Genomic DNA, 20,359 nt, shown 5'->3' with positions numbered 1-20,359 from the left:
CTGAATAGAGCGCTGGGGCCGCCGCTGACAGGTGCCTCACCTGGACCCTTCTTTGTGGGGCATCCTGCTCTTGGTTTCCCCGGCAACGACCCGTCGGGGCAGGAGTGGTCAGCCGGCCGGTGTCAGCGTGAGCTTGACCGTATGTGACGCCTGGTCGTCGATACCGCCGGAGGCAAGTAACTCGACAGATCCACTGTCGGTGACGACGAAGTCGAGGCTCACCGTGCTGGTCTGCAACTGGAACGGGTCGTCGCCGGCCGCGGCTGCAGTCAGCGTGGCCTGCACGGTCTGGATCGCCTCGAACAGCAGTTGTTGCACGCTTCCGCTGCGCACCTCGAACTCGTCGTCAGGTGGTGGTACCAGCACGATCTCGATGCGCTGGGTGTCGGTGCGGCCGTGCTGGATCTTGGTGCCGAGTTTGGTGCCGACGACCGGCACCCGTAGTTGCAGGCCGGCGCCGGCGGTGCGTTTGGCGGCGACCGCCGCGATCACGGTCAGCTGGCTCACCCGCATCGTGCGGGAGAAGGTGCTGTCGGTGTTAGCTGCCTTGACCGCTGCTTTCACCGCCTCGATCAGGTCGGTGAAGGCGGCGGAGTCCTCGTCGACGTCCACGGCGGCTCCCTCTCTGCAGGATGTGACTCAGCTGTGTACGGGCATGGCCTGAGGGTCACCGTAGACGGTGTAGGCCAGCCAGGTGGGATCGTCTGCGGTGGCGGCGGCACGCCGGCTGTTCAGGACCGCTGTGCCGAGGCAGTGTCCGTCGGCGAGGTTCTGGTAGAACGATTCGGCGAAGGTGCGGGCACGGTCGGTGCGGACGTCCCACAGGGTGCCGACGAATGCGCCGGCGCCAGCGGCCAGGAACTGCTCGGCCCAGCCCATCATCCGGGTGTAGTGGGGTATCGACCCGGCCGAACGGCAGGCGTTGACGAAGACCAGGGGATGCCGTTCGGTGAGTAGCTGTTTGGTCTTGGCCTGCTCGAGCAGGGTGGGGACGAAGGCGCCGCCGGCCATGGTGATCGAAGACCCGCCGCGGTCGGGCCGGTAGGCGTTGTGGCAGGCGAAGTGCAGCATGCCGGCAGTGCCGCTGTCGACCAGGTCCAGTAGGTCGGCCAGATCCGTGATCACGGACGGTTCGTCTGTGCCCGCGAGGATGCGGTGGACCGTCGCGACTTCCGCCGCGGCCTCGCGGGGAGCATCGGAGGGTACGACGAAGCGGGGCGTGCCGAGCCCGATCCGTGGGGTCCACGGCTGGTTGTAGACCCGGCGAGCCACGGGGAACTGCTCGACGAGGAATCCCTGGTCCTCGGTGGTGCTCATCGGGTACAGCAGTTCCCAGGGGACGCTGTCGAGGCCGGTGGCGATGGAGAAGGAGGTGATGCGGGGTCGTAGCTGCCAGAACTGTTCGCGGACCGTTTCGGGCACCAGGCTGTTCCAGAGCGCGACGCCGGTGCTTTTGAGCCAGCGGCGGGCGTTGCCGGGGGTGTACGCGGTTTTGCCGCGGGCCAGTTCTTGAAGAGTATGGATTGCTTGTTCGGTGGCGTTGCCGGGCCCCGCGGCCAGGGAGTCGACGATGACCGGGTCGAACATCTGCGTGTCGCTGAGCAGTTGGAAGGAGTAGCGTCCGCGGTCCTGGCGGACCTGCAGGGTGACCTGTCCGGCTTCGGGCCGTAGAGATCCGATCTCGGCGACCTTCGGGTGCGCGCCGGCGGCCGGCCCGCCGGCACTGACCGACACTTCGAATCCGAGTTCGGCCAGGAAGGTGCCGCCGGTCCAGGCGCTGACGCGGACCCGGCGCAGCCCGGGCTGGTCGGCGGACACGGTGAACCGGACCGGGCTGCTGTCGTCGTCGGCCGGTACCAGTACCTGTTGCTGGCGGGAGCCGAGCACTCGCACACCTTGGTCGGCGTCGACGATCAGGGTGACGATACTCCCGGCGGCCGTGATCGCCGGGAGTCGCAGCGCGGCCACCGACCCGTCGCGTATAGGCACGCAGCCGAGGGTGATCCGCACCGTGAGGCTGATCTCGGTGTCGAGTGGGGCGTGGGAGGGGAAGTGCCCGACCATCAGTCGCTGCTCATCGAACCGGTGGGGTAGGTCATGCCCGGAGGTGCCGTCCCCAGAGGCACCGTGGAGGACCGGTGGGCGCGATGAGGGCGGCGGCGACCATCCAGGTACCCACAGCCTGTCGCGGGGGCGTTGCCCGCCGGCCGTTGCCATCGTTGCGGGCAGGGTCAGCAGGCCCGTCCCGGCCGCCGGGATCCGGCCGCTGCCGTCGTCACCGGGCACGGCACGGCCGGTGGCTGGCCCGGCCAGGACACCGGTGGCCTGCTGCACATCCTGGTAGATCAGCCGCGTCGGCTGGATCGGAAAGGCGTAGTCGGAGCGGTGGTGCAGCGGCTCGAGCGTTGCGAGAAGTTTGCTTGCATTCCGTTCACCGAGGTAGGAGGAGCGGACCAGGTCGACGAACTGGCTCAGGTATCCGTGCTGGTGCCGGGGATCGTTGGTGCGGATAGCGTGGTCGGCGAGGCGCTGCAGGCACCACAGCGCTGAACCGGAAGCCAGGTGGAGGGCGATCGCCTCCGAGACGAGCCGCTCCACCTGGCTCCAGTCTGGCTGCTCATGGAGCCGGGCCAGGCCCCGCATGACTGCGAGATTACGGTCGCGGTCCGGGGTGAACCTGTAGAAAGGAATGAACTCGTCGGCGTGGGTTCGCGTGCCGAGCAGGTCGTCGATGAGGGTCTTCGCTGTCGGGCGTATCAACGGCTGCGGGGTGACCAGTGCGTCGTCTCCGACGGCGGCAGCAGCCTCGCCGTGATACTGCGCCGCGGCGACGGCCTTCTGCAACGCTGCGACTGCGTTGTCGATCTGTCGGTGACGGCGCCCGGCTGAAAGCGCTGGTAGCCGTTGCATGATCGGTGTCATGGTGACGAGGTAGGGGACGGCCAGGGCGCTGACCGCCAGGTGGCGGGTGACGGCGGTGTAGTCGTCCGTTCCCGGGGCAAGGAGCTTGTTCCACCACTGCTCGGCCAGGTCCGCTGGGCCGCGTCTGGCCCCGATGGTCTTTGCGGTGCCCAGCAGACCGAGCAGGTTGCGGGCGGCGGACGTGTTCAAGAACGCCTCGGTGCTGACGGCCTTGTCCAGGTAGGCGACGTGCTCGTCGACCGCGGACCAGGAGCGCACAAGGTTGCCCGTGCCCTCGTCGGGGATGTCGGCCATCGCCATGGCGATCTCGGCGGCGGTATGGTGCCGCAGGTCCACAGGGCAGGACTGCACTGTCCCGGGCAACGCCCGTAGCAGCCGACTCAGTAGTCCAGCGCCGTCGTCAGTGACGACAAACCTCAGAGGAACAAGGCCGAGCCTGCCTCGCACAGCGGTCAGGAGGTCCCGCAACCCGCCGGCATCGTCGGCGACCACCGTATGTAGGAGCAACCTGCCCGACAACGATGCGACCGCTACGACCTTCGAGCCGCGATCATCGGGGACGCCGGTGACGGCGACCGTGGCTGAATACCGCACGCCCGGCACGATACCCGGCCCCGTCGCAGTTTCCGCTGGCAAGACGAATAGCGACGGGGTTCGGCGGAGCGCGTCAGGTGCCTGCGAACAGCGGGAATCTTCTCCGAGCGACACGGAGACAGGCCTGTCTGTCACGATCGTGTGACTACGGCGGCGGGCCAGGTCGCCGCAGATGAGGGTGAGGTTGCGGTAACAGGTGACAGGACGCTCGCGGGCGGCGATCAGATCGAGCGCACTCGTCACCACTTTCACCATCTGCCAGCCGCAGCTCCGGACCGGGCGGTTCCGGCGCTGCATCGAGGCGGTCCGTGCGTTCGGCGAGCGGATAAGGTCCCAGCCGAGGACCTTGATCCTGTTCCGAAGCCGCAGCTGACGCTCCTGCACGCCCGCAGGGAACGGTCGCCGTCACGGCAAGAACAACGGCGGGAGCCATGCTGCGGAGCGTGCGCTGATCGGGCATCGCTCATGATCGCGGTGGATCACCAGGTAACGGTGAGCAGCCTGAGATATCAGCCGGGGAGCCGCCTTCCCGGAGTTTCTGTCCCCAGCGCTCAGATGGCGTCGTCTTGGCGACAACGGGGGATATCATCCGGCCGTCTATCTATAATGGCCAGATTCGGACGTCGCATCCCGGACCGAAGGGCCGAGAATCTGGTGCGAAGACTGCCCGTCACGGATCCCGGTACCCCTGACTCCCGCTCCGCCATTCGCTATCTACTCTGGCTTGTCCGAAGTTCTGCCGTGACGACGGTCGCCGGTGCGGTCTTCGCGATCGTCTGGATGGGATGCCAAGCGCTGGTGCCGGCGGTTCTCGGCTGGGGCGTGGACGCGATGGTGGAACGGGATACCTCGGGTCTGCTGGCGTGGGCTCTGACGCTGCTGGGCCTGGGTGTGGTGCAGGCGGTGACCGGCACACTGCGGCATCGCTTCGCCGTCACGAGTTGGCTGGCTGCCGCATTCCGCACGGTCCAGGTCGTGGTACGCCATGCCGGACATCTCGGCTCCACTCTGACCCGCCGTACCCGCGCGGGGGAGGTGGTGTCGATCGGTACGTCGGACATCACCCACATCGGTGGCGCCGTCGACATCACCAGTCGTGGTACCGGCGCTGTGGTGACGGTCATCGTCGTCGCCGTTCTGATGCTGAACACCTCGGTCGTCCTTGGGCTGGTCATCCTGATAGGCATCTCGGTCACCATCGCAGCCTCGGGCCTGTTGCTGATTCCTGTACAGCGGGGGCAGCGTCAGTACCGGGATCGGCAGGGCCGGCTGACCGGACGGGCTGTCGACCTGGTGGAAGGTCTGAGGGTGCTCAGCGGTTTGGGCGGCGGGGAGCCGCTCATCGCGGCCCGCTACCGTGCCGAGTCTCAGGGGCTTCGTGCCGCGGGTGTGAAGGCGGTGCGAACCGAAGCGTTGTTCGAGGCGGCACAGGTTTTGCTGACCGGAGCGCTGTTGATCCTGGTCACGTGGCTCGGGGCCCGGCTCGCTGCCAGCGGCCGGATTACCGTCGGCCAGTTGGTGTCGTTCTACGCCTATGCGGCGTTCTTATGGTCACCGCTACGACAGGTCATCGAGATGATGGACAAAGTCACGCGAGGTCTCGTCCCCAGCCGCCGGGTGATTGACATGCTACGGCTCGAGCGGGATCTTCCCGATCCGCCATGCCCGACCCGCGTACCCGACGGCGAACTCGCTGACCCGCTGACTGGCGTAGTGATCCCGGCTGGCAGATTCACGGCAATCGTTGCCAAGGTTCCCGAGCAGGCGGCACAGTTGGCCGACAGGCTGGGACGGTACACCGCCGGCGGCACCATGGCCGGAGTGCCGCTGACCGCGATGGCCGCAGCAGAGCTTCGCCGCCAGGTCCTGGTGGCAACCAATGACGCGTTGATCTTCGGTGGGAGGCTTCGCGCCAACCTGGACACCTCTCAACCAGGGATCTTGGACGAGGCGCTGGAAGCGGCTTGCGCCACCGACATCATCGACGAACTGCCCGAAGGACTGTCCAGCTGGATCGCGGATCCGGAACGATACTTCTCCGGCGGGCAGTTGCAGCGGTTACGCCTGGCCCGGGCGCTGGCTGCGGACCCGGAGATCCTCATTCTGGTTGATCCGACGAATGCGGTTGACGCGCTCACCGAGGCACGGATCGCGGGCCGGCTGCGTCTGGCCCGCAGCGGGCGTACCACCGTTGTCTGTACGTCGAGCCCGTTCGTGCTGAGCTGGGTCGATCAGGTCATCTATGTCGAGGACGAGCGTGTGGTGGCCGTCGGAAGTCACGACGACCTGGTCCGGTCCGAACCGCGTTACGTTCGCATGGTCTGGCGTGGGGATCGCTCATGAGATGGCTGATCTCGGCGGCCGCCATCGAGGGAGTCACCCGTCCCGGCCTAGGACCGGGGCCTCGCCTGGCACCTGTGGAGAAGGACCGCCCAGTGCGGGACGCCTCCCCGCAGCGTCTTCTCCCCGTGGCGACAGCGGCTGGTACACGGGCGTATGCCCGTGAGTTGCTTCGCCACTACCCGGCGGGGCTTCGCGTGATGGTCTCGTTGCATGTGGCGGCGGCTCTCGCGGGTCTGGCAAGTGCGCGGCTCATCGGTGACCTGGTGCAGGGAATCTATGACCGTCAACCGGTTGCGGCGTTGGATGCACTGGTTGCGGCCCTCGCCGGGTTCCTGCTGGTGCAAGTGGTGTTGACAGCAGCGGCGCACCGGGCCTCGGGACGGCTCGGGGAACAAGTCCTCGCGCGTCTGCGGGAGGAGTTCATCACCCGTGTCCTCACCCTGCCGCTGCGGACCGTTGAGCAGGCTGGTCCCGGAGACCTGTTGACCCGGGTGACCCGCGATGTCGACGCACTCTCCAAATGCGTCCGTTTCGCTGTTCCGGAGACCATGACCGCTCTGATCACCCTTGTGCTGGTGGTCGGGGCGCTGATTATGGTCAGCCCGATTTTTGCGGTTCCGCTTCTGGCCGCGGCGCCGGTGATGGCGGCCGGGACACGTTGGTACCTGCGCCGGGCAGCACCGGGTTACCTACGGCAGAGCGCCATGTACGCGGACGTGACGGACGGTCTGGCCGAGACGGTGCAGGGAGCACGAACCGTCGAGGCGTTCGGGCAACAGCGGCAGAGAATGGCGCGGACCGACGTCGACCTACGACGGTCCTGGCGTGCGGAGCGGTACACGCTGTTCCTGCGCACCGTGTGGTGGCCGGTCGTCGAGTCGAGCTATCTGCTGGCGCTGGTGCTCACCCTGCTGATCGGCGGCTGGCTCTACCAGCGTGGCCTGGTGACGTTGGGTGCCGTCACGGCAGCGGTGATCTATGCTCAGCAACTCGTTGATCCGCTGGACAGGCTGGTCGGCTGGCTTGATGAGATCAGCGTCGGCTCCGCCGCGCTGGCCCGGCTCGTCGGCATCCGCGCCGAGTCGTCCACGACGCCAGAGCAACCGGCGGTCCGGGTCGGCACGCGGATCGAACTGAGCGGCGTGCACTTCGCCTACCAGCCGGGCCATGACGTCCTGCACGATGTCAACCTCACCTTGCGGCCCGGTGAGCGACTGGTCGTGGTGGGCGTGTCCGGGGCCGGCAAGTCGACCCTCGGCCGCCTGCTGGCCGGCATCCAGCATCCGACCAAGGGCACCATCGCCGTGGGCGGCGTCGCTTTGGCCACACTTGCTCAGGAGCAGCTGCGCACGCAGATCGCCCTGGTCACCCAGGAGAACCACATCTTCATCGGGACCCTGCGCGACAACCTCGCTATGGCCCGTCCCGATGCTGCCGAGGCGGAGTGCCGGGCGGCGCTGACCGCAGTCCAAGCCCTCACCTGGGTTGACGCTCTGCCCGATGGAATCGACACGGTGGTCGGTGCCGGCGGCCATCTGCTCTCACCGGCCCAGGCGCAGCAAATCTCACTCGCCCGGATCGTACTCGGCAACCCTCACACGGTGATCCTCGACGAGGCGACCGCCGCACTCGACCGGGTCTCCGCCCGCGACATCGAAAGATCTCTTGCCGAAGTACTGCAGGGACGCACCATCATCACGATCGCGCATCGCCTGTTCTCCACCCGGGAAGCAGACCGGATCGCCGTGCTGGAGGGCGGCCGCATCGTCGAGCTCGGTTCTCACGCCGAACTGGTAGCGGCCGACCGCATCTATGCCGCGCTCTGGCGGGTATGGCACGGCGAACGTGAGGAGCGAGTGACCACCCCACCCGTCCATGGCGGCGCCGCCACGTCCACGGTCACCCAGCCACCACCAGGCGAGCCCGAGACGACGCCGGAGCCGCAACGATTCCTGGTGGGCAACCTGCCATCTCACGCACCGATCGGCGAAGAGATCAGTCTCATCATCCGGATCACGCAGCAGCAGACCACGGCACTGCATTCCCGCCTCGCTGTGCTCCGCCCGCTCTCCATCGGCCCGGACGGCGCCGACGTGCGGATCATCGTCGAGGCGAGCCGTGGACTGGCCGCCCACAGTCCGCTCGAACAGATGGCCAGGGTGCCCCGCAACGGCGACTCGGACCCGCTCCGTTTCGCGTTCAAGGTAAGAACCATCGATCTGCACCTGCTGCGGGTGACGGCGTGGGCAGGCGGAACCTTTCTGGCCGAACTCGACTTCCAGTTCGCCACCACCGACGGCCGCCCGGGCACCGCAACGGCCACCAAACGGGCACCGATCGACGACATCACCCCACAGGCCGGCGAGGTGACCCTGCAGGTACAGCGGAACGGGCCGCGCTACACCTTCCAACTGCTCAGTGAGATGCAGATGTTCGACCCGGTCATGGTGGAGTCCCTGTCGTCTGGTCCTGACGACACCACGGAGCAGATCATCCAGACCCTGCGCCAACTGGCCAAACGTCCCGGCAGCTACACCAAGGACAACGTCCGCAGTCTGATGCAGGGCACCGGCATCGCCTTGTGGGACACCCTCGTGCCCGAGACGATCCAGGACCAGTTCTGGCAGTTGCGGTCGAACATCAGGACCTTCTCCATCGCCACCGGCCTGGACACCGTTCCGTGGGAACTGATGTACCCGATGACGAAGACCGCCGACGAAGGCTTCCTGATCGAACAGGTCCCGGTCACCCGCCGCGTCTACAACCAGCCCCGAGCCCGGCGGATCAACATCGGCGGTGCCCGCTTCGTGATTCCACCGGGCAGCCCCGACAACGCGCACGCTGAGATCCGATCGGTGTACCGCATCGTCGCCGGTGACGGCGAGCCGCCTGTCGTGCCCGATCTGGCGCGGCTCCTGCAGCTGTTGGAGACAGGTCCGCTCGGGCTCGTTCACTTCGCCTGCCACACCACCTATCAGCCCAAAGGTGGAGGTTCTTCGATTGCGATGTGTGACGGCGACTTCGTGCCGACACTGCTCGAACGGGCCAAGAAGAAGGAAACCCTCGCGGACAGTCAGCCGCTGATCTTCATCAACGCGTGCCGGTCCGCTGGCGCCGTTCCGCACTACACCCGCATGATGGGCTGGGCCCAGCAGTTCCTCGCCGCGGGCGCTGGCGGATTCGTCGGCACACTCTGGGACGTACGCAGCGACAGTGCACAAGCGTTCGCCGAGACCTTCTACAGCAGCCTGACCGCAGGAGCTACCCTCGGCGACGCCGCGCTGGCGGCACGGCGGCAAGCGGCGCAGCAGAGCGGCGACCCCACCTGGCTGGCTTACAGCGTCTACGGCGACCCCAGCGCAATGCCGACCTCGAGCTGAGATCCTGACCCGGGCCGTCTTCGGGTGCACGGTGGCGGGTATCCGACTGACTCGGTCGTCGTGAGGCGGCTGCCGGTCCAGGCGGATGCGATAGGGGCGGGCCCCGGTGATCCGGCGGCTGCTACCGGGGTTGCGGCGTTCTGCTCAGACCGCGTTGTGCGTCGGGCGGTGAATGCTCGGCTCTGCCGGCGCGTACTGGGTCAGGCTGCGCAGCCACCTGTCCACCGTCTTGTAGTCCTGGAGGTCGGGCTGGCCGTTTTCCGTGATGTCCTCGGTGATGCACCGCAGGGCTTGCTGGTAGGTGAACGTGCTGATGGCCTGAAGACGCCTGGCCAGAGGGCGGTGAGGGTGGGCCACGGCTCTACCTCCCGGTCCGTGCAGGTCCGGACATCCTATCCCGGTTCCATCCGCCGGCATCCCTGCCGATTTCGGCCACGAGAGGGCTACCAAACCATGGAGCCCGTTGTATCGGCAAAATAACAACCTGTAGCGCCGACTGGCAATGCCACGTTCGAGTGAATGCTGGAACTCGGGAGCGTTCATTGCGGTATCCGGCTCGCCGGCGGTGCGAGGGGTGTTCCTCGGCCTGTCGCCTGCTGCAAGACCAGCGTTGTGCCCGGTGGCTGACGGCTGGCTGAAACATCGTGGGCGGCGCTCAAAGCTGGGCAGGGGCGGGCGCCGCTACGACGAGGCCGCCCGCGCAGAAGGCACGCTCCGGCTTACGGTGCGCGCTGCCGCCGTCCGGCGCGTGCGGCCGGCGATGTGTTTCTCCGTGCCGTCGTCGAGCCGAGCGGGTGTCGCAGCAGATCGGCGCCGCCGTGGCCGTGCTCGGTCCGGTCCAGGCTTCCGCGCCACCGGCCGCTCCGGTCTCCGGCGCCGCCCGCGCAGGTGTCCGGTGGCCGTGGCCGGAATCGCCGTGATAGCACCCCTCTGCGCGGTTTCGGCCAGCGGGCCACCGCCGCCTCGCCGGCGCATTCGGGAGGACCTCGGCGGCGGGGCGCGAAGCCTGCCACGGGTCACCGCGCAGATCGGCACCGTACCTTCAAGTTTGAACAATCTGGGTGGCGCCGGAGCTTCGGCTGTCCTACATGATGGTGGTCGGGTGTTCCGTACTCGTGGCGGCACCTGCCTGGCCACACACCGTGCTCGCGGAAGGATCCACACGTGGACGAGGTCTGCGGGACCGTCGAAGTGACGGGGCCGCTGGATGCCATCGGCGTTCTCGTTGTCTCTCCGGGCGCACGAGACCGGATCGTGCACTGCGATGGAGGCTGACACCAGTGTCATTTCCGAACGGGTTTCGTGGTTGCTCCGGTGGCGGTTACTGCTGGTCACTACGGGCGGAAGCCGAGGCGCCGCCCGCGGAACGGTCTCGTCGTACGGTCCCGGCCGGACGTGACGGTCGACGACGCCTACGGTCGTGGTGTCCGTTGCGATGACGGTCGCCGACCAGAACGCGGCACTCGCGACGGCGTCAAACGTCGTGTTGCCGGCGAGCCCGAAATCGGATGAGACGACAGTCGTGTTGTGTCGTAACCGGATGCTTGCGTGAACCGATGTCTTCGCCGCGAACGCGACCGGAAGCCGTCGGGCTTTCAGCAGGTCAATCCGGGTCGGCTGGGTCGGGTGGTTCTTGACCGCTCGGCGTTCGGTGTGGCGGGTCGGTGTTCGGTGTGACTGGGTGTTCCCGCGAGTGTGACGGCGGTTTGGACGCGGCGGATCCGCAGTGGCGGTGACAGTCCGGTCCATGCAAACTGGTGAACCGTCAGACGGTCTGCCGGTGTGACGTTTACTTTCGCCCGTGACGTCTTTGTCGGGTCGCTCGAATCGGCAGTGGTGTTGTAGCTGGTCAGCGCAATAATGGCGACCAGGGAAGCGTCACGTTTCAGGTGTGGGACGGTGTCGTTGTGGCGGTGCCAGGTCATTTATATTCCGCAAGCCGAACGGTTCGTAGCCCGGCGAAGTTCGCGGTCCGGTACGGGTTGCCTGTTCGGTCCTTTGTGGACTTATGGTCGCGTGTGGTGCGCGACGGGCGGAACCGTTGAGCGGGGCTTGCCTCCGTGCGGTCGTGTTTCCCGTGCTGCGTCTCGATTGGCATTTTCCCTGTTCAGAAGGCTTGCCGGAGTGTTTCTGTGTGTCGTCCGCAGGCCATCGTTCGGGCCCTGTGGGGCGGTGTTTGCCGGTGTTGTGTGTGCAACACCGTACGGCGGGCTCATGCCCCGGTGGCAGTTCTGTTTTGGGACGTGGAGGTGGAGGCCCGGGTTTCGGTGCGGTGTTCGGTGTTTGTAGTCGTGTCTTCGAAGCGCATTCGGAGACCGTTGCGGAGCGGATCCAACAACTGATGCTTGCGAATCAGCCTGATGGTCAATCATGTATGGATCTATAATGCAAGAGCATTCACTCTTTAGAGTGAAAACGTATTCATGCCGAATGTGTCCGGTGTTACGTTTCCGGTGTCGATGAAAGCGAAATGAAGCGCACCAAATGCACGGCATGTGGCGAATACCTGATTCGGACTAAGTCAGGTTCGTGCCAGCCGTCCCGGCGGCCGCCGGGACGACGGCACTGACGGTGTCCTCGCTCGAGACTCGAGGCTCGGGAACGAGGGCTGACCTGTTCGCCATCATCGACAGTGTGACGAACCCGGGGTGCTCACTCGTGGGCATCCTTCCTGCCCGGCTGGAAGTCCGGTCTCCGGGAACTCCTGGTGACGGCGCAGGAAGACAGTCAAGGCCCTCATCGCGTCGGCGGTGAGGTTAACCAGGGCGGAGGGCGCTTTGCCGTTCTTCTCTGGATGTGTTCGCTGTGGCCGGGCCCGATGTCTCTGAGACATCCGGTTCCGTGCTCGCGCGGTACACGCCAGAGCGGGTGCCGGCACTCGTACGTCCTCGGTCCACCAGTGGGGCACGCCGTTTCACCGGCCGTATCTGAGCTCGGCGGCTGCTGCCCATGGGAAGACATTGAATCGAGGAAGATCATGACCCGTGCGCGGAACAGGATTCTCATTGCCTGGCCGGTCGCGAACCCCAACCTGCCCTGGACGGTTCTGGAACACTTCATGCGACACCGGGCATACGTGGAGGCTCTCCTCAACGGATTTTCCGGAAAAGGCGCCGCGATGCGGGTCGCTCGCCTTGCCGAACGCTTCGCGGTGGACGGACGCGGTGGCCGCCGGCCGGTGATCAAGGCGCTGGTACCCCCGGAGGCAACGTTCACGCAGGTGGTATCGGCGATCGCCGCCCAGCTGAACAAGGCAAGCGACGGTCGGGTTACCGGCGATCAGTCCGGGCCGGGCGGCGCAGGGAGAAGTGCCGCAGAACAGGTCGAACCCGCGATCCTCCTCGATCGACTTGTCGATCTGGGGCCCTTCATGCTGATCCTTGACGGCGTGCATCACCTCTCGTTGCAGGACCGGGCCGCGACGGGCGCGATGCTGCACGCACTGGTGGGCAGTGGTTTCGGCGCTGTGGTCTGTGTTGGGGCCGGCCTCGACCGGAGTCTGGTGACCAAGACCGTCCCCCGGAGTCGGATTCCGGCACTCACCGGCTCCAGGATCCTGCTCTACCACGCCTGACCCTCCGAGCTGTGACGGACTCATGCGGCTGTCGCCGCCTGGCCAGGCGGCGACAGCCCTACCGGCGGCCATCCCGGCCGCCGCGGACACAGCCATCGACGCCCCGGCGCCGCCGCACCGGCTGCCGGATGGGGCTGCTGTATCACCTCGTGTCGTCGGGCCGGCGACCACGAGAGGTGTGGACAGCGCACCTATGACACCGCCGGCCGGTGCACGTATACCGAGGGCCGGTGCGGTGGCTGTGGTCCGGCCACCGTGACAACCCATGACGAGTGTGTCGCGTCGTATCCGCCGAAACCTACAGAACGGTGGCTTTCCATGACCGACCTGAACAACGACCGCACACCGGGAACGCATCAGATCCAGAACAGCGAGCAGGTGGTGGCTGAATCGATTCCGCAAACCACGGCGGAGCCGCATCAGGTCACGATCGGGCCGCTGCCATCAGCGCCGCCGCCGGATCTTCCGGCGTCAGCCCGCCCTGGCAACGAATCCGGTGGCGCCGTTGCCACCCCTGAGAACAAGGTGGGCTTTCAGGTGGAAGGCGGGCAGGGCGGTGAGCCCCTGCCCGCCACGACGTACCACGGCGCGCGAGGACTCGCTGCCAGCACCGCACTGGGTATCGTCATGGCCCCCGCCCGCTCCTGCGGGCCCACGGATAAGTCCGCCGTCGAACGGAGGTTCCGTGCCATCACCATCAGGGGCTACGGCATTCCTGCCCAAGATCGCGATCGATGACCGTAAACCCCGAACCCGCATCCGAACCTGAATCGCGGGCGTCGGCGGCAGTGAGCCGGCCGGGTGCCGGCGGAATCCGTCTGAGGCCCTGATCGAGTACCTTCCGAGAAGCCCCGGCTGACGGATTCCGGTCGTCGCCCGGGAACGGGCCGTACACGTTTGCCGTGCCGAGGGGTATACGCCAGCGGTCGCTGGCGGCAGCGGGACTGCCTGCCGGCCGGCCCGACGGCCGACCGTGGCTATCGGGCTCCATCGGCAGGTTCCCGGCCGTCGTCATCGCAGTAGGCGTTGCCGGTACCGCTGGATCGGCGGGCGGGAAGGTGCAGCGGCTGTCACCACCTCCTTGCTCCCGCGGTGTAGGAGCCGTCCACCGACAGCGCTGAAACGAACCGACCCGAAGACTCCTTTGCCGAGTCTTCGCGGCCGGGCCTGACGTAAACCTCCAAAACACCGAGCCGCCAGCGCTCGGCGCCGCTATGAACCACGCCTACGCCGGCCCGTCACACACCCGCTCTGGTAGCGGACCGTTCTCGTTTCCCGGGCGCGCCATTCGATGTCACGTCGATGCCGTCAGATGCGGCCAGGCCCACCGCGCGGGATGGCGGCGACATGCCGTCGAGCAACCGAACAGAAAGGAATCAGCTATGTCCGAAGCGGTCAAACTCGACTACCGGCAGGCGGATGGAACTCGTGTCACGACACGACTGGACCGGGTCCGCGTCGACGAACTCGTCACCAGCCGGCCGGTGCGTGAGTTCCGTGCCTATCAGGGCCGCAAACACTACTCGGGCTGGTACTGGTCCTCGACCATGCAGGACCAGGTCGTCTACGAGAGTCTGCTGGAGAAGAACCGGATCATGCTCGCCGACTTCGAGGACACCGTCACCTCGATCGTTGCCCAGCCGTTCCAGCTCACCGGGCAGGACGGGACGGTGGAACGCCGTCACATCCCGGATCTGCTGCTCGTCTCCGCCAGCGGAGTGGTGACGGTGGTGGACGTCAAACCGGCACGGCGGCTGGCCGACCCGACGGTAGCGGCGGTCTTCGCCTGGACCGAACAGGTCGTGGCGAGCCGCGGTTGGCTGTTCGAGGTCTGGACCGGAGCCGACGCGGGGCTGCTCGCCAACGTGCGGTGGCTGGCCGGGTACCGGCGCCGCGCCGTCATTCAGACGAGCCTGCTGCCGGCAGCGATGGAACTCGCCGACAAGCATCGCACCCTCGGCGAGCTCGAGGCAGCACTCACCGCACAACTATGTACAGAGCTGACCAGCGCGGATCCGGACGTTGATGCCTACGATTCGGCGGTCATCAAACAGCGGTGCCGCGACTTCGTCCGGCCGGTCGTGATGCACCTGCTGTGGACCCGCCAGCTCCGGGCGCCACTCGACCTGCCCCTGCAGGCCACCACACCCATCGCACCACGTCCCGTCCCGCCGGCCGCCGCGATCCGGCGATGAACGACAAGGTCGTCCTCCTCGAACCGGGCCTGCAACTGCTGTATGACGGTGACCTCGTCGAAGTCCTCGAGTTCGACCGCATGACGGTGGTCCTGCGTAACCTCAGGTCCGGAGCGATCTCGCAGGTGTCGGTGACTCAGCTGCTGAAGTCCGCCTGGGCCGCCACCCCTACCGGCACCAGTGAGTCGCCTCTCGGGATCCTGTTCGCGCAGATGACCGCCGACCAGCGCCGCCGGCACACCGAACGGGTCGCGCATGTCCGCCAGGTGATCAGCGGCTACCGCAGCGGCGACCCCGACCGGGCCGGACCCGGCGAACCGGACCCGCGCTACACCAGTGCCCTCTCAGCGAGCGAACGGTACCGGAACAAGGCCGCGGAACTCGGCTGCTCCGATCGGACCATCCGCCGCTACGTCGCGGACTACCGGGCCCAGGGCGAGGCAGGCCTGATCGACAAGCCCCCGGGAACATCATCACGGGTGGACCCGCTGTGGGACGAGACCGCACGCCAGGTGATCCGCAGTCTCGTATCGAAATCGACCATGACCGCGGCGGGACTGATCCTCGAGATCGAACGCGAGATCGAACGTAACGGCAAAGCCGACGAGGTGCAGTGGCCGTCACAGGCCACGGCCTACCGCAGGCTGGCCGAACTGGAGAAGGGCACCAACACCCTCAACGGCAGTGCGAAGAGCCGACGCGAGATAGATAACCGCCCCGACGGCCCGTACGGCCGGCTGAGGGCGGTCCGCCCCGGCGAGTACGTGATCATGGACGCGCAGGACCTGGACGTCTATGCCATGGAACCGGTCACCCACCGCTGGGTGAAGGTGGTCCTGACCGTCGCACTGGACCTGTACAGCAGATGCGTCGTCGGGATGCGCCTGACCCCGATCGCGACCCGCGCGGCGGACGTCGCCTCGGTGATGTACGAGATGATCGCCGGCCGGGAGGCCCCACCCGACTGGCCGGAGGAAGGCATCTGGCCCTATCACGGCGTCCCCTCTCAACTGGTCTTCACCGAGATGCCGCGCACCACCGGCCCCGTCTGCGCTCCCGAGACGATCGTGATCGACCACGGGAAGGCGTTCCTGTCAGCCCACGTCATCAGTGTCTGCACCAAGATGGGCATCTCCATCCAGCCCGCACAACCACGAAAGCCGACGGACAAGCCCACCGTCGAACGATTCTTCAAGACCCTGCGGGAAGGGCTGATACAGAACCTGCCCGGATACAAAGGTCCCGACATCTACTCACGGGGCGAGAAGGTCGAACGGCAGGCCTTCTACTTCATCCACGAGCTGGAAGCCATCATCCGCCAGTGGATAGCCTGCTGCTACCACACCCGCAAACACAGCGGACTGGTCATCCCCGAGTGGCCGCGGCAGAAGCTCTCGCCGGCCGAGATGTGGGGCGCGGGAATCGCCCGGGCGGGACTGGCCGGCTTCCCGGCGACCCCACATCTCGCCCTGGACTTCCTCCCGGTCGTCAGCCGGACCATCCAGCACTACGGCATCGAGATCGACACGATGAGATACAACGGGCCGTTCCTCAGCGGCAAACACAAGGAACGCAGCCCGTACACCGGGGCGCTCACCGGCCGGTGGCCGGTGAGCATCAACCCGGATGACATCCGCTACGCCTACATGTACGACAGCAAGCACGACACCTGGCACCGTCTCGAATGGGAACACCTGCCCCTCATCGACACCCCGCTGTGCGCGGACACGGCCGCCTACGGCCGACGACTGGCTGTCGCCCTGAACGAGAACATCAGCCCGCGAGCAGCGCTGAAGAATCTGCTGAACCGATTTGGGCAGGGTGCCGTTATTGGCCGCCGTGAACGCCAGCTGGCCATCCGCCAGTCGGTGGAGAACAAGGCCCTCGCCGTCCCTGACTTCGAGACGGAAACCGGCGATGACGCCGGCAGCGGGGTCATCGACGGCGAGTACACCGTCACCGCTCCGGCAGACCTGACCGATGCCGACGGCGCCGCCGTCGGTGACGACGACGAGGACCCGTTCACCTACGACGAGTATGAGGAGTTGGACTGATGGCTGCCTTGAGGATCTACAACATGTCCCGCAAGGAGGGCTGGCGGCGCTTCGTCGATGACCCGAAACGCGAGAAGCCGGAGACCCTCACCGCCGAGCAGTACCGCAGCCTCGGCGAGGACGCCCGCGACGACTACAACGAGCTGCGCAAGGACTGGCACGCCAACCTGCCGTTCATCAAGACCCCGCAGGTGAAGAAGGTCTGGGACAGCCTGGAACTGATCGTGGACGGCAACCGGCAGGACCCGGCCAGAGTCCGCGGCGCCGCGGTGATCGACTCCCTGGCGCAGCTCGGCAAGACCACGGTGGCGAACACGTTCGCCCGCGACTTCGAACGCCGCCAGCGGCGCCGTCACGGCGAGACGACCGCCGAGGGACACCAACGACTGTCGGTCCTGCGAGTCGGTCTCGACGCCGCCATGACCCAGCGTGCCCTGAACGCACGGATCTGCCAGTTCTACGGCCATCCCGGTGAGAAGGGCGCCAGCGCGGCCAGACTGGGCGACTTCGCCATCGACTGCGTCCTGTCCTGCGAGACACAACTAGGAATCATCGACGACATCCACTTCCTCAACCTGAAACGCAAGAACGGCATCGAAGTGTCGAACTATCTCAAATGGATGGCTAACGAGATGTCCATGACCTTCATCTTCACCGGGATCGGGCTCGCCGAACGCAGGATGTTCGACGAAGGCCTCGCCGGCGACGAGGCGATCCTGGCGCAGACATCGCGGCGCTGGACCCGCCTGGAGCTGCCGCCGTTCCAGATCGCCAACAACCAGGGCCGGCAAGCGTGGAAAAGCCTGCTGAACCAGGTCGAGGAGAAGCTCGTCCTCATCAACGCCACCCCCGGCATGCTGACGGAGATGAGCGACTACCTGTTCGCCCGCAGCACCGGCTACATCGGGTCGCTGATGTATCTGATCACCCGGGGCTGCCTGAAGGCGATCAACACCCGGCACGAGCGGCTCGACCCCGGACTGCTCGACCAATGCGACGCCGACAGCGGTGCGGAGCGCTCGCAAGGCGACCTGCAGGCCGCCTTCGCCGCCGGCACACTGACCACCACACCGATCCGTCGGCCGGCCGCACGGGCCAAGAAGGCACCGGCGGCTCTACTTGAAGCGTGACGACGTGCGGACACTACCGATCCGGCTACCGGTCGCATCCGGCGAGGCGCTGGAGTCCTGGCTGATCCGGCTGGCCACCCGCAACCGGATCTCCGCACTCCAACTCGCGAACGTCCTCGGCCTGACCCAGCGCGGACGGCGTAGCCCACGCCGTGACATCCCCGCCGAGAGCCTCCGCCGCGTCGAGAACCAGGCAGGCCTCGCACCCGGCACCCTCGACACCACCGTAGCGACCTTCTACCAGCCCACCGGCTGGCCCATTCTCCCCGCCTTCCGGTTCTGCGCCGTCTGCCTGCGAACGCCCGGCATGCCCTGGCCGAACCACTGGCGGCTGCCGTACCTGTTCACCTGCCACAACCACCGGGTCCTGCTCCGCGACAGCTGCCCAGCCTGCGGGAAACCTCCCCGGCTGAGCTGGACACACCACGCCGGCCTCAACACCGGCAACATCTGCACCACCCCGACCGCCAACCGCAACGACATCTGCGGAACCGACCTGAGCCGCCGCCCACCCCGAGCACTGGCGCCTGACGATCCCCGGCTGGCAGCCCAGGACTGGATAGCCGAACGACTGCAACGCCTCGGCGGCGACGATGCCATCGCCGACCTACGCAACCTGCACGTACTCGTCGCGTGGCTGCACGGCGAACCGGCACGCGGCACCCCAGCCGTGGCAGCCGCGATACTTCGAAGCCGTTCGCTGCGGGGTCGCCAGAACATCACGCGCGTGCCCGCCGCGACGGCCGCCGCTCTGACCGCGGAGATACTGCCGATCCTCGACGGTGGCCGCGCCGGGGCAAGCCAGCCGACGCCCCTGCTGCTCAAGCCGCAGGGGCCATTCACCAACGGCTACCTTCACCGGCTGGCGGCGCTGACACCCGACCTCCGGGCCCGAGCCCTGGTCGCCGCCGATCGTGACCTCCCCACCGTTGAGCGCCTTCGGCATCGCACCTGCACCCTGACCCCGCACCTTGCCGATCCCACGACGAACGACCTGGCGCTGCAACGCATCCGGCACGTCCCCGAGAAGCTGTGGCCGGACTGGAGCCATCACCTGGCAGCCCCGACGGGCCCCGGTCCGCTGGCCATCGCCGCCCACGTGGCACCCGCCATACTGATCCCCGGCAGCGCCTGCGGAGATCTGCGGGCCGCAACACAACTACGAGCCTGGACGAAAACGACAGCACAGGTGCTACACAGGTTGGCCAGCGAGAATCCCGGAGCCCTGCATACGATCTGCGCCATCGCCGACTATCTCGACACCGTCGGCAGCCCCATCGACTACCAGCGCAGACGACACACCTTCACCGATGTGACAGAGCCACCCGAACTCGGGCGGGCCCCCGACGACGACCTCGGCCGCGAGACGCGCCAGCTACATACCCGCCGTTACATCTTCGCCCTGCTCACCGGCGCTAACCTGGGCAGCCCCAACCATGCAGTGTCTTTTCGGACGTCGCAGGACAGCGCCGAGTACGTGACCTTCGAACAGAACTTGGACCGGTCCGACCAGCATCAGCTCCGTGCCTTCGCCGCAGACCTGCTCCAGGCTGCGGGAATCCGGGAACCCCTGACCTGGTCCCCGCCGTTCGAGGAAGTCGGACGCCTGCCCGGCAACGAGAACGCATGAGCGGGCGTCCGGTGGGCCCCTGGACCGGCGAACGAAGAACACTCCCGATACGAGTACCGCTCGCCCCCGGCGAGGCCCTCGACTCATTCCTGATCCGACTCGCCCACCGCAACGGTACAACTGCGATGCAGCTCACCGGTGAAATGGGGATCCGCGGCCTGCAACGCCGAGTCGCCAACCATCTGTGGGTGGATGCCCCTGACCCCAGGCTGCTGCGGCAGATCGAAGAACAGACAGGACTTCCGGCCGGAGAGCTCGACAACGCAGTCCTCTCCCGGTACGCCCACCTCGGGTGGCCATCCATACGAGGCAGCCGCTACTGCCCGGACTGCCTCCAAGACCAGGACGATCACCCATGGCCGATACGGTGGCAGCTACCGTACACATTCGCCTGTCTGCCCCATCGGCGTCTCCTTGCCGGCACCTGCCCGGAGTGCGATCAAGCGCCACGACGTAGCTGGTCCCGCAGGACCGGACTGCTCGCCCCGCACCTTTGCGGTTCCTCGACCACCCCGCGAGCCCGCGCCTGCCGGTATG

General features: G+C 66.9%; 11 protein-coding genes and 1 pseudogene. 9 read left to right on the top strand and 3 right to left on the bottom strand.

Features of this window, described 5'->3' with window-relative positions:
• Nucleotides 1–108 precede the first annotated feature (108 nt).
• Both AB0E94_RS22495 and AB0E94_RS22490 read right to left on the bottom strand, forming a co-directional pair.
• Nucleotides 109–612, bottom strand: coding sequence for a trypco2 family protein (locus tag AB0E94_RS22495; RefSeq protein WP_360329047.1), 504 nt, complete (start codon nt 610–612; stop codon nt 109–111).
• 27 nt (nt 613–639) lie between these two features.
• Entirely contained in the window at nt 640–3,258 is a 2,619-nt protein-coding gene (locus AB0E94_RS22490) for a CHAT domain-containing protein (RefSeq protein ID WP_360329046.1), read from the bottom strand.
• A 999-nt stretch (nt 3,259–4,257) separates the two neighbouring features.
• On the opposite strand from AB0E94_RS22490, the gene AB0E94_RS22485 reads away from it, so the two are divergent.
• Both AB0E94_RS22485 and AB0E94_RS22480 read left to right on the top strand, forming a co-directional pair.
• Nucleotides 4,258–5,859 carry an ABC transporter ATP-binding protein gene (locus AB0E94_RS22485; RefSeq protein ID WP_360329044.1) on the top strand — a complete coding sequence of 534 codons (1,602 nt, stop codon included), beginning with the start codon at nt 4,258–4,260 and terminating at the stop codon, nt 5,857–5,859.
• Between the two features lie 197 nt (nt 5,860–6,056).
• Nucleotides 6,057–9,239: an ABC transporter transmembrane domain-containing protein gene (locus tag AB0E94_RS22480; RefSeq protein ID WP_360329167.1), complete on the top strand. Its 3,183-nt coding sequence runs from the start codon at nt 6,057–6,059 to the stop codon at nt 9,237–9,239.
• Between the two features lie 144 nt (nt 9,240–9,383).
• Here the strand turns inward: AB0E94_RS22480 and AB0E94_RS22475 are convergent, their stop codons facing one another.
• The gene (locus AB0E94_RS22475; RefSeq protein ID WP_360329042.1) at nt 9,384–9,596 is read right to left on the bottom strand and encodes a hypothetical protein; all 213 of its coding nucleotides are present in this window, start codon (nt 9,594–9,596) and stop codon (nt 9,384–9,386) included.
• 2,620 nt (nt 9,597–12,216) lie between these two features.
• On the opposite strand from AB0E94_RS22475, the gene AB0E94_RS22470 reads away from it, so the two are divergent.
• From AB0E94_RS22470 to AB0E94_RS22440, 7 genes and pseudogenes are all read left to right on the top strand, one after another.
• Nucleotides 12,217–12,813: a hypothetical protein gene (locus AB0E94_RS22470; protein WP_360329040.1), complete on the top strand. Its 597-nt coding sequence runs from the start codon at nt 12,217–12,219 to the stop codon at nt 12,811–12,813.
• A 318-nt stretch (nt 12,814–13,131) separates the two neighbouring features.
• Nucleotides 13,132–13,551 carry a hypothetical protein gene (locus AB0E94_RS22465; RefSeq protein ID WP_360329039.1) on the top strand — a complete coding sequence of 140 codons (420 nt, stop codon included), beginning with the start codon at nt 13,132–13,134 and terminating at the stop codon, nt 13,549–13,551.
• Nucleotides 13,552–14,195: 644 nt separating this feature from the next.
• On the top strand, nt 14,196–15,008 hold the full coding sequence (locus tag AB0E94_RS22460; RefSeq protein WP_360329037.1) for a TnsA-like heteromeric transposase endonuclease subunit: 813 nt from the start codon (nt 14,196–14,198) through the stop codon (nt 15,006–15,008).
• Nucleotides 15,005–17,062 (top strand): helix-turn-helix domain-containing protein, encoded by a 2,058-nt coding sequence (locus tag AB0E94_RS22455; RefSeq protein WP_360329035.1) that lies wholly within the window; start codon nt 15,005–15,007, stop codon nt 17,060–17,062. Before AB0E94_RS22460 ends, AB0E94_RS22455 begins: the two co-directional genes overlap by 4 nt.
• On the top strand, nt 17,062–18,192 hold the full coding sequence (locus AB0E94_RS22450; RefSeq protein ID WP_360329033.1) for a TniB family NTP-binding protein: 1,131 nt from the start codon (nt 17,062–17,064) through the stop codon (nt 18,190–18,192). The genes AB0E94_RS22455 and AB0E94_RS22450 overlap by 1 nt, the downstream gene beginning before the upstream one ends.
• A gap of 4 nt (nt 18,193–18,196) precedes the next feature.
• Entirely contained in the window at nt 18,197–19,822 is a 1,626-nt protein-coding gene (locus AB0E94_RS22445; RefSeq protein WP_360329032.1) for a TniQ family protein, read from the top strand.
• Nucleotides 19,819–20,226, top strand: a pseudogene (locus AB0E94_RS22440) (TniQ family protein); the annotation flags it as partial. The gene AB0E94_RS22445 and the pseudogene AB0E94_RS22440, both read left to right, overlap by 4 nt.
• Between the last annotated feature and the right edge of the window lie 133 nt (nt 20,227–20,359).

The sequence above is a fragment of the Actinoplanes sp. NPDC026670 genome, from assembly GCF_040638175.1.
Classification (GTDB): Bacteria; Actinomycetota; Actinomycetes; order Mycobacteriales; family Micromonosporaceae; genus Actinoplanes.
Note: the sequence above shows the minus strand (reverse complement) of the source record. Positions and strands in the feature narration are given on the sequence as shown.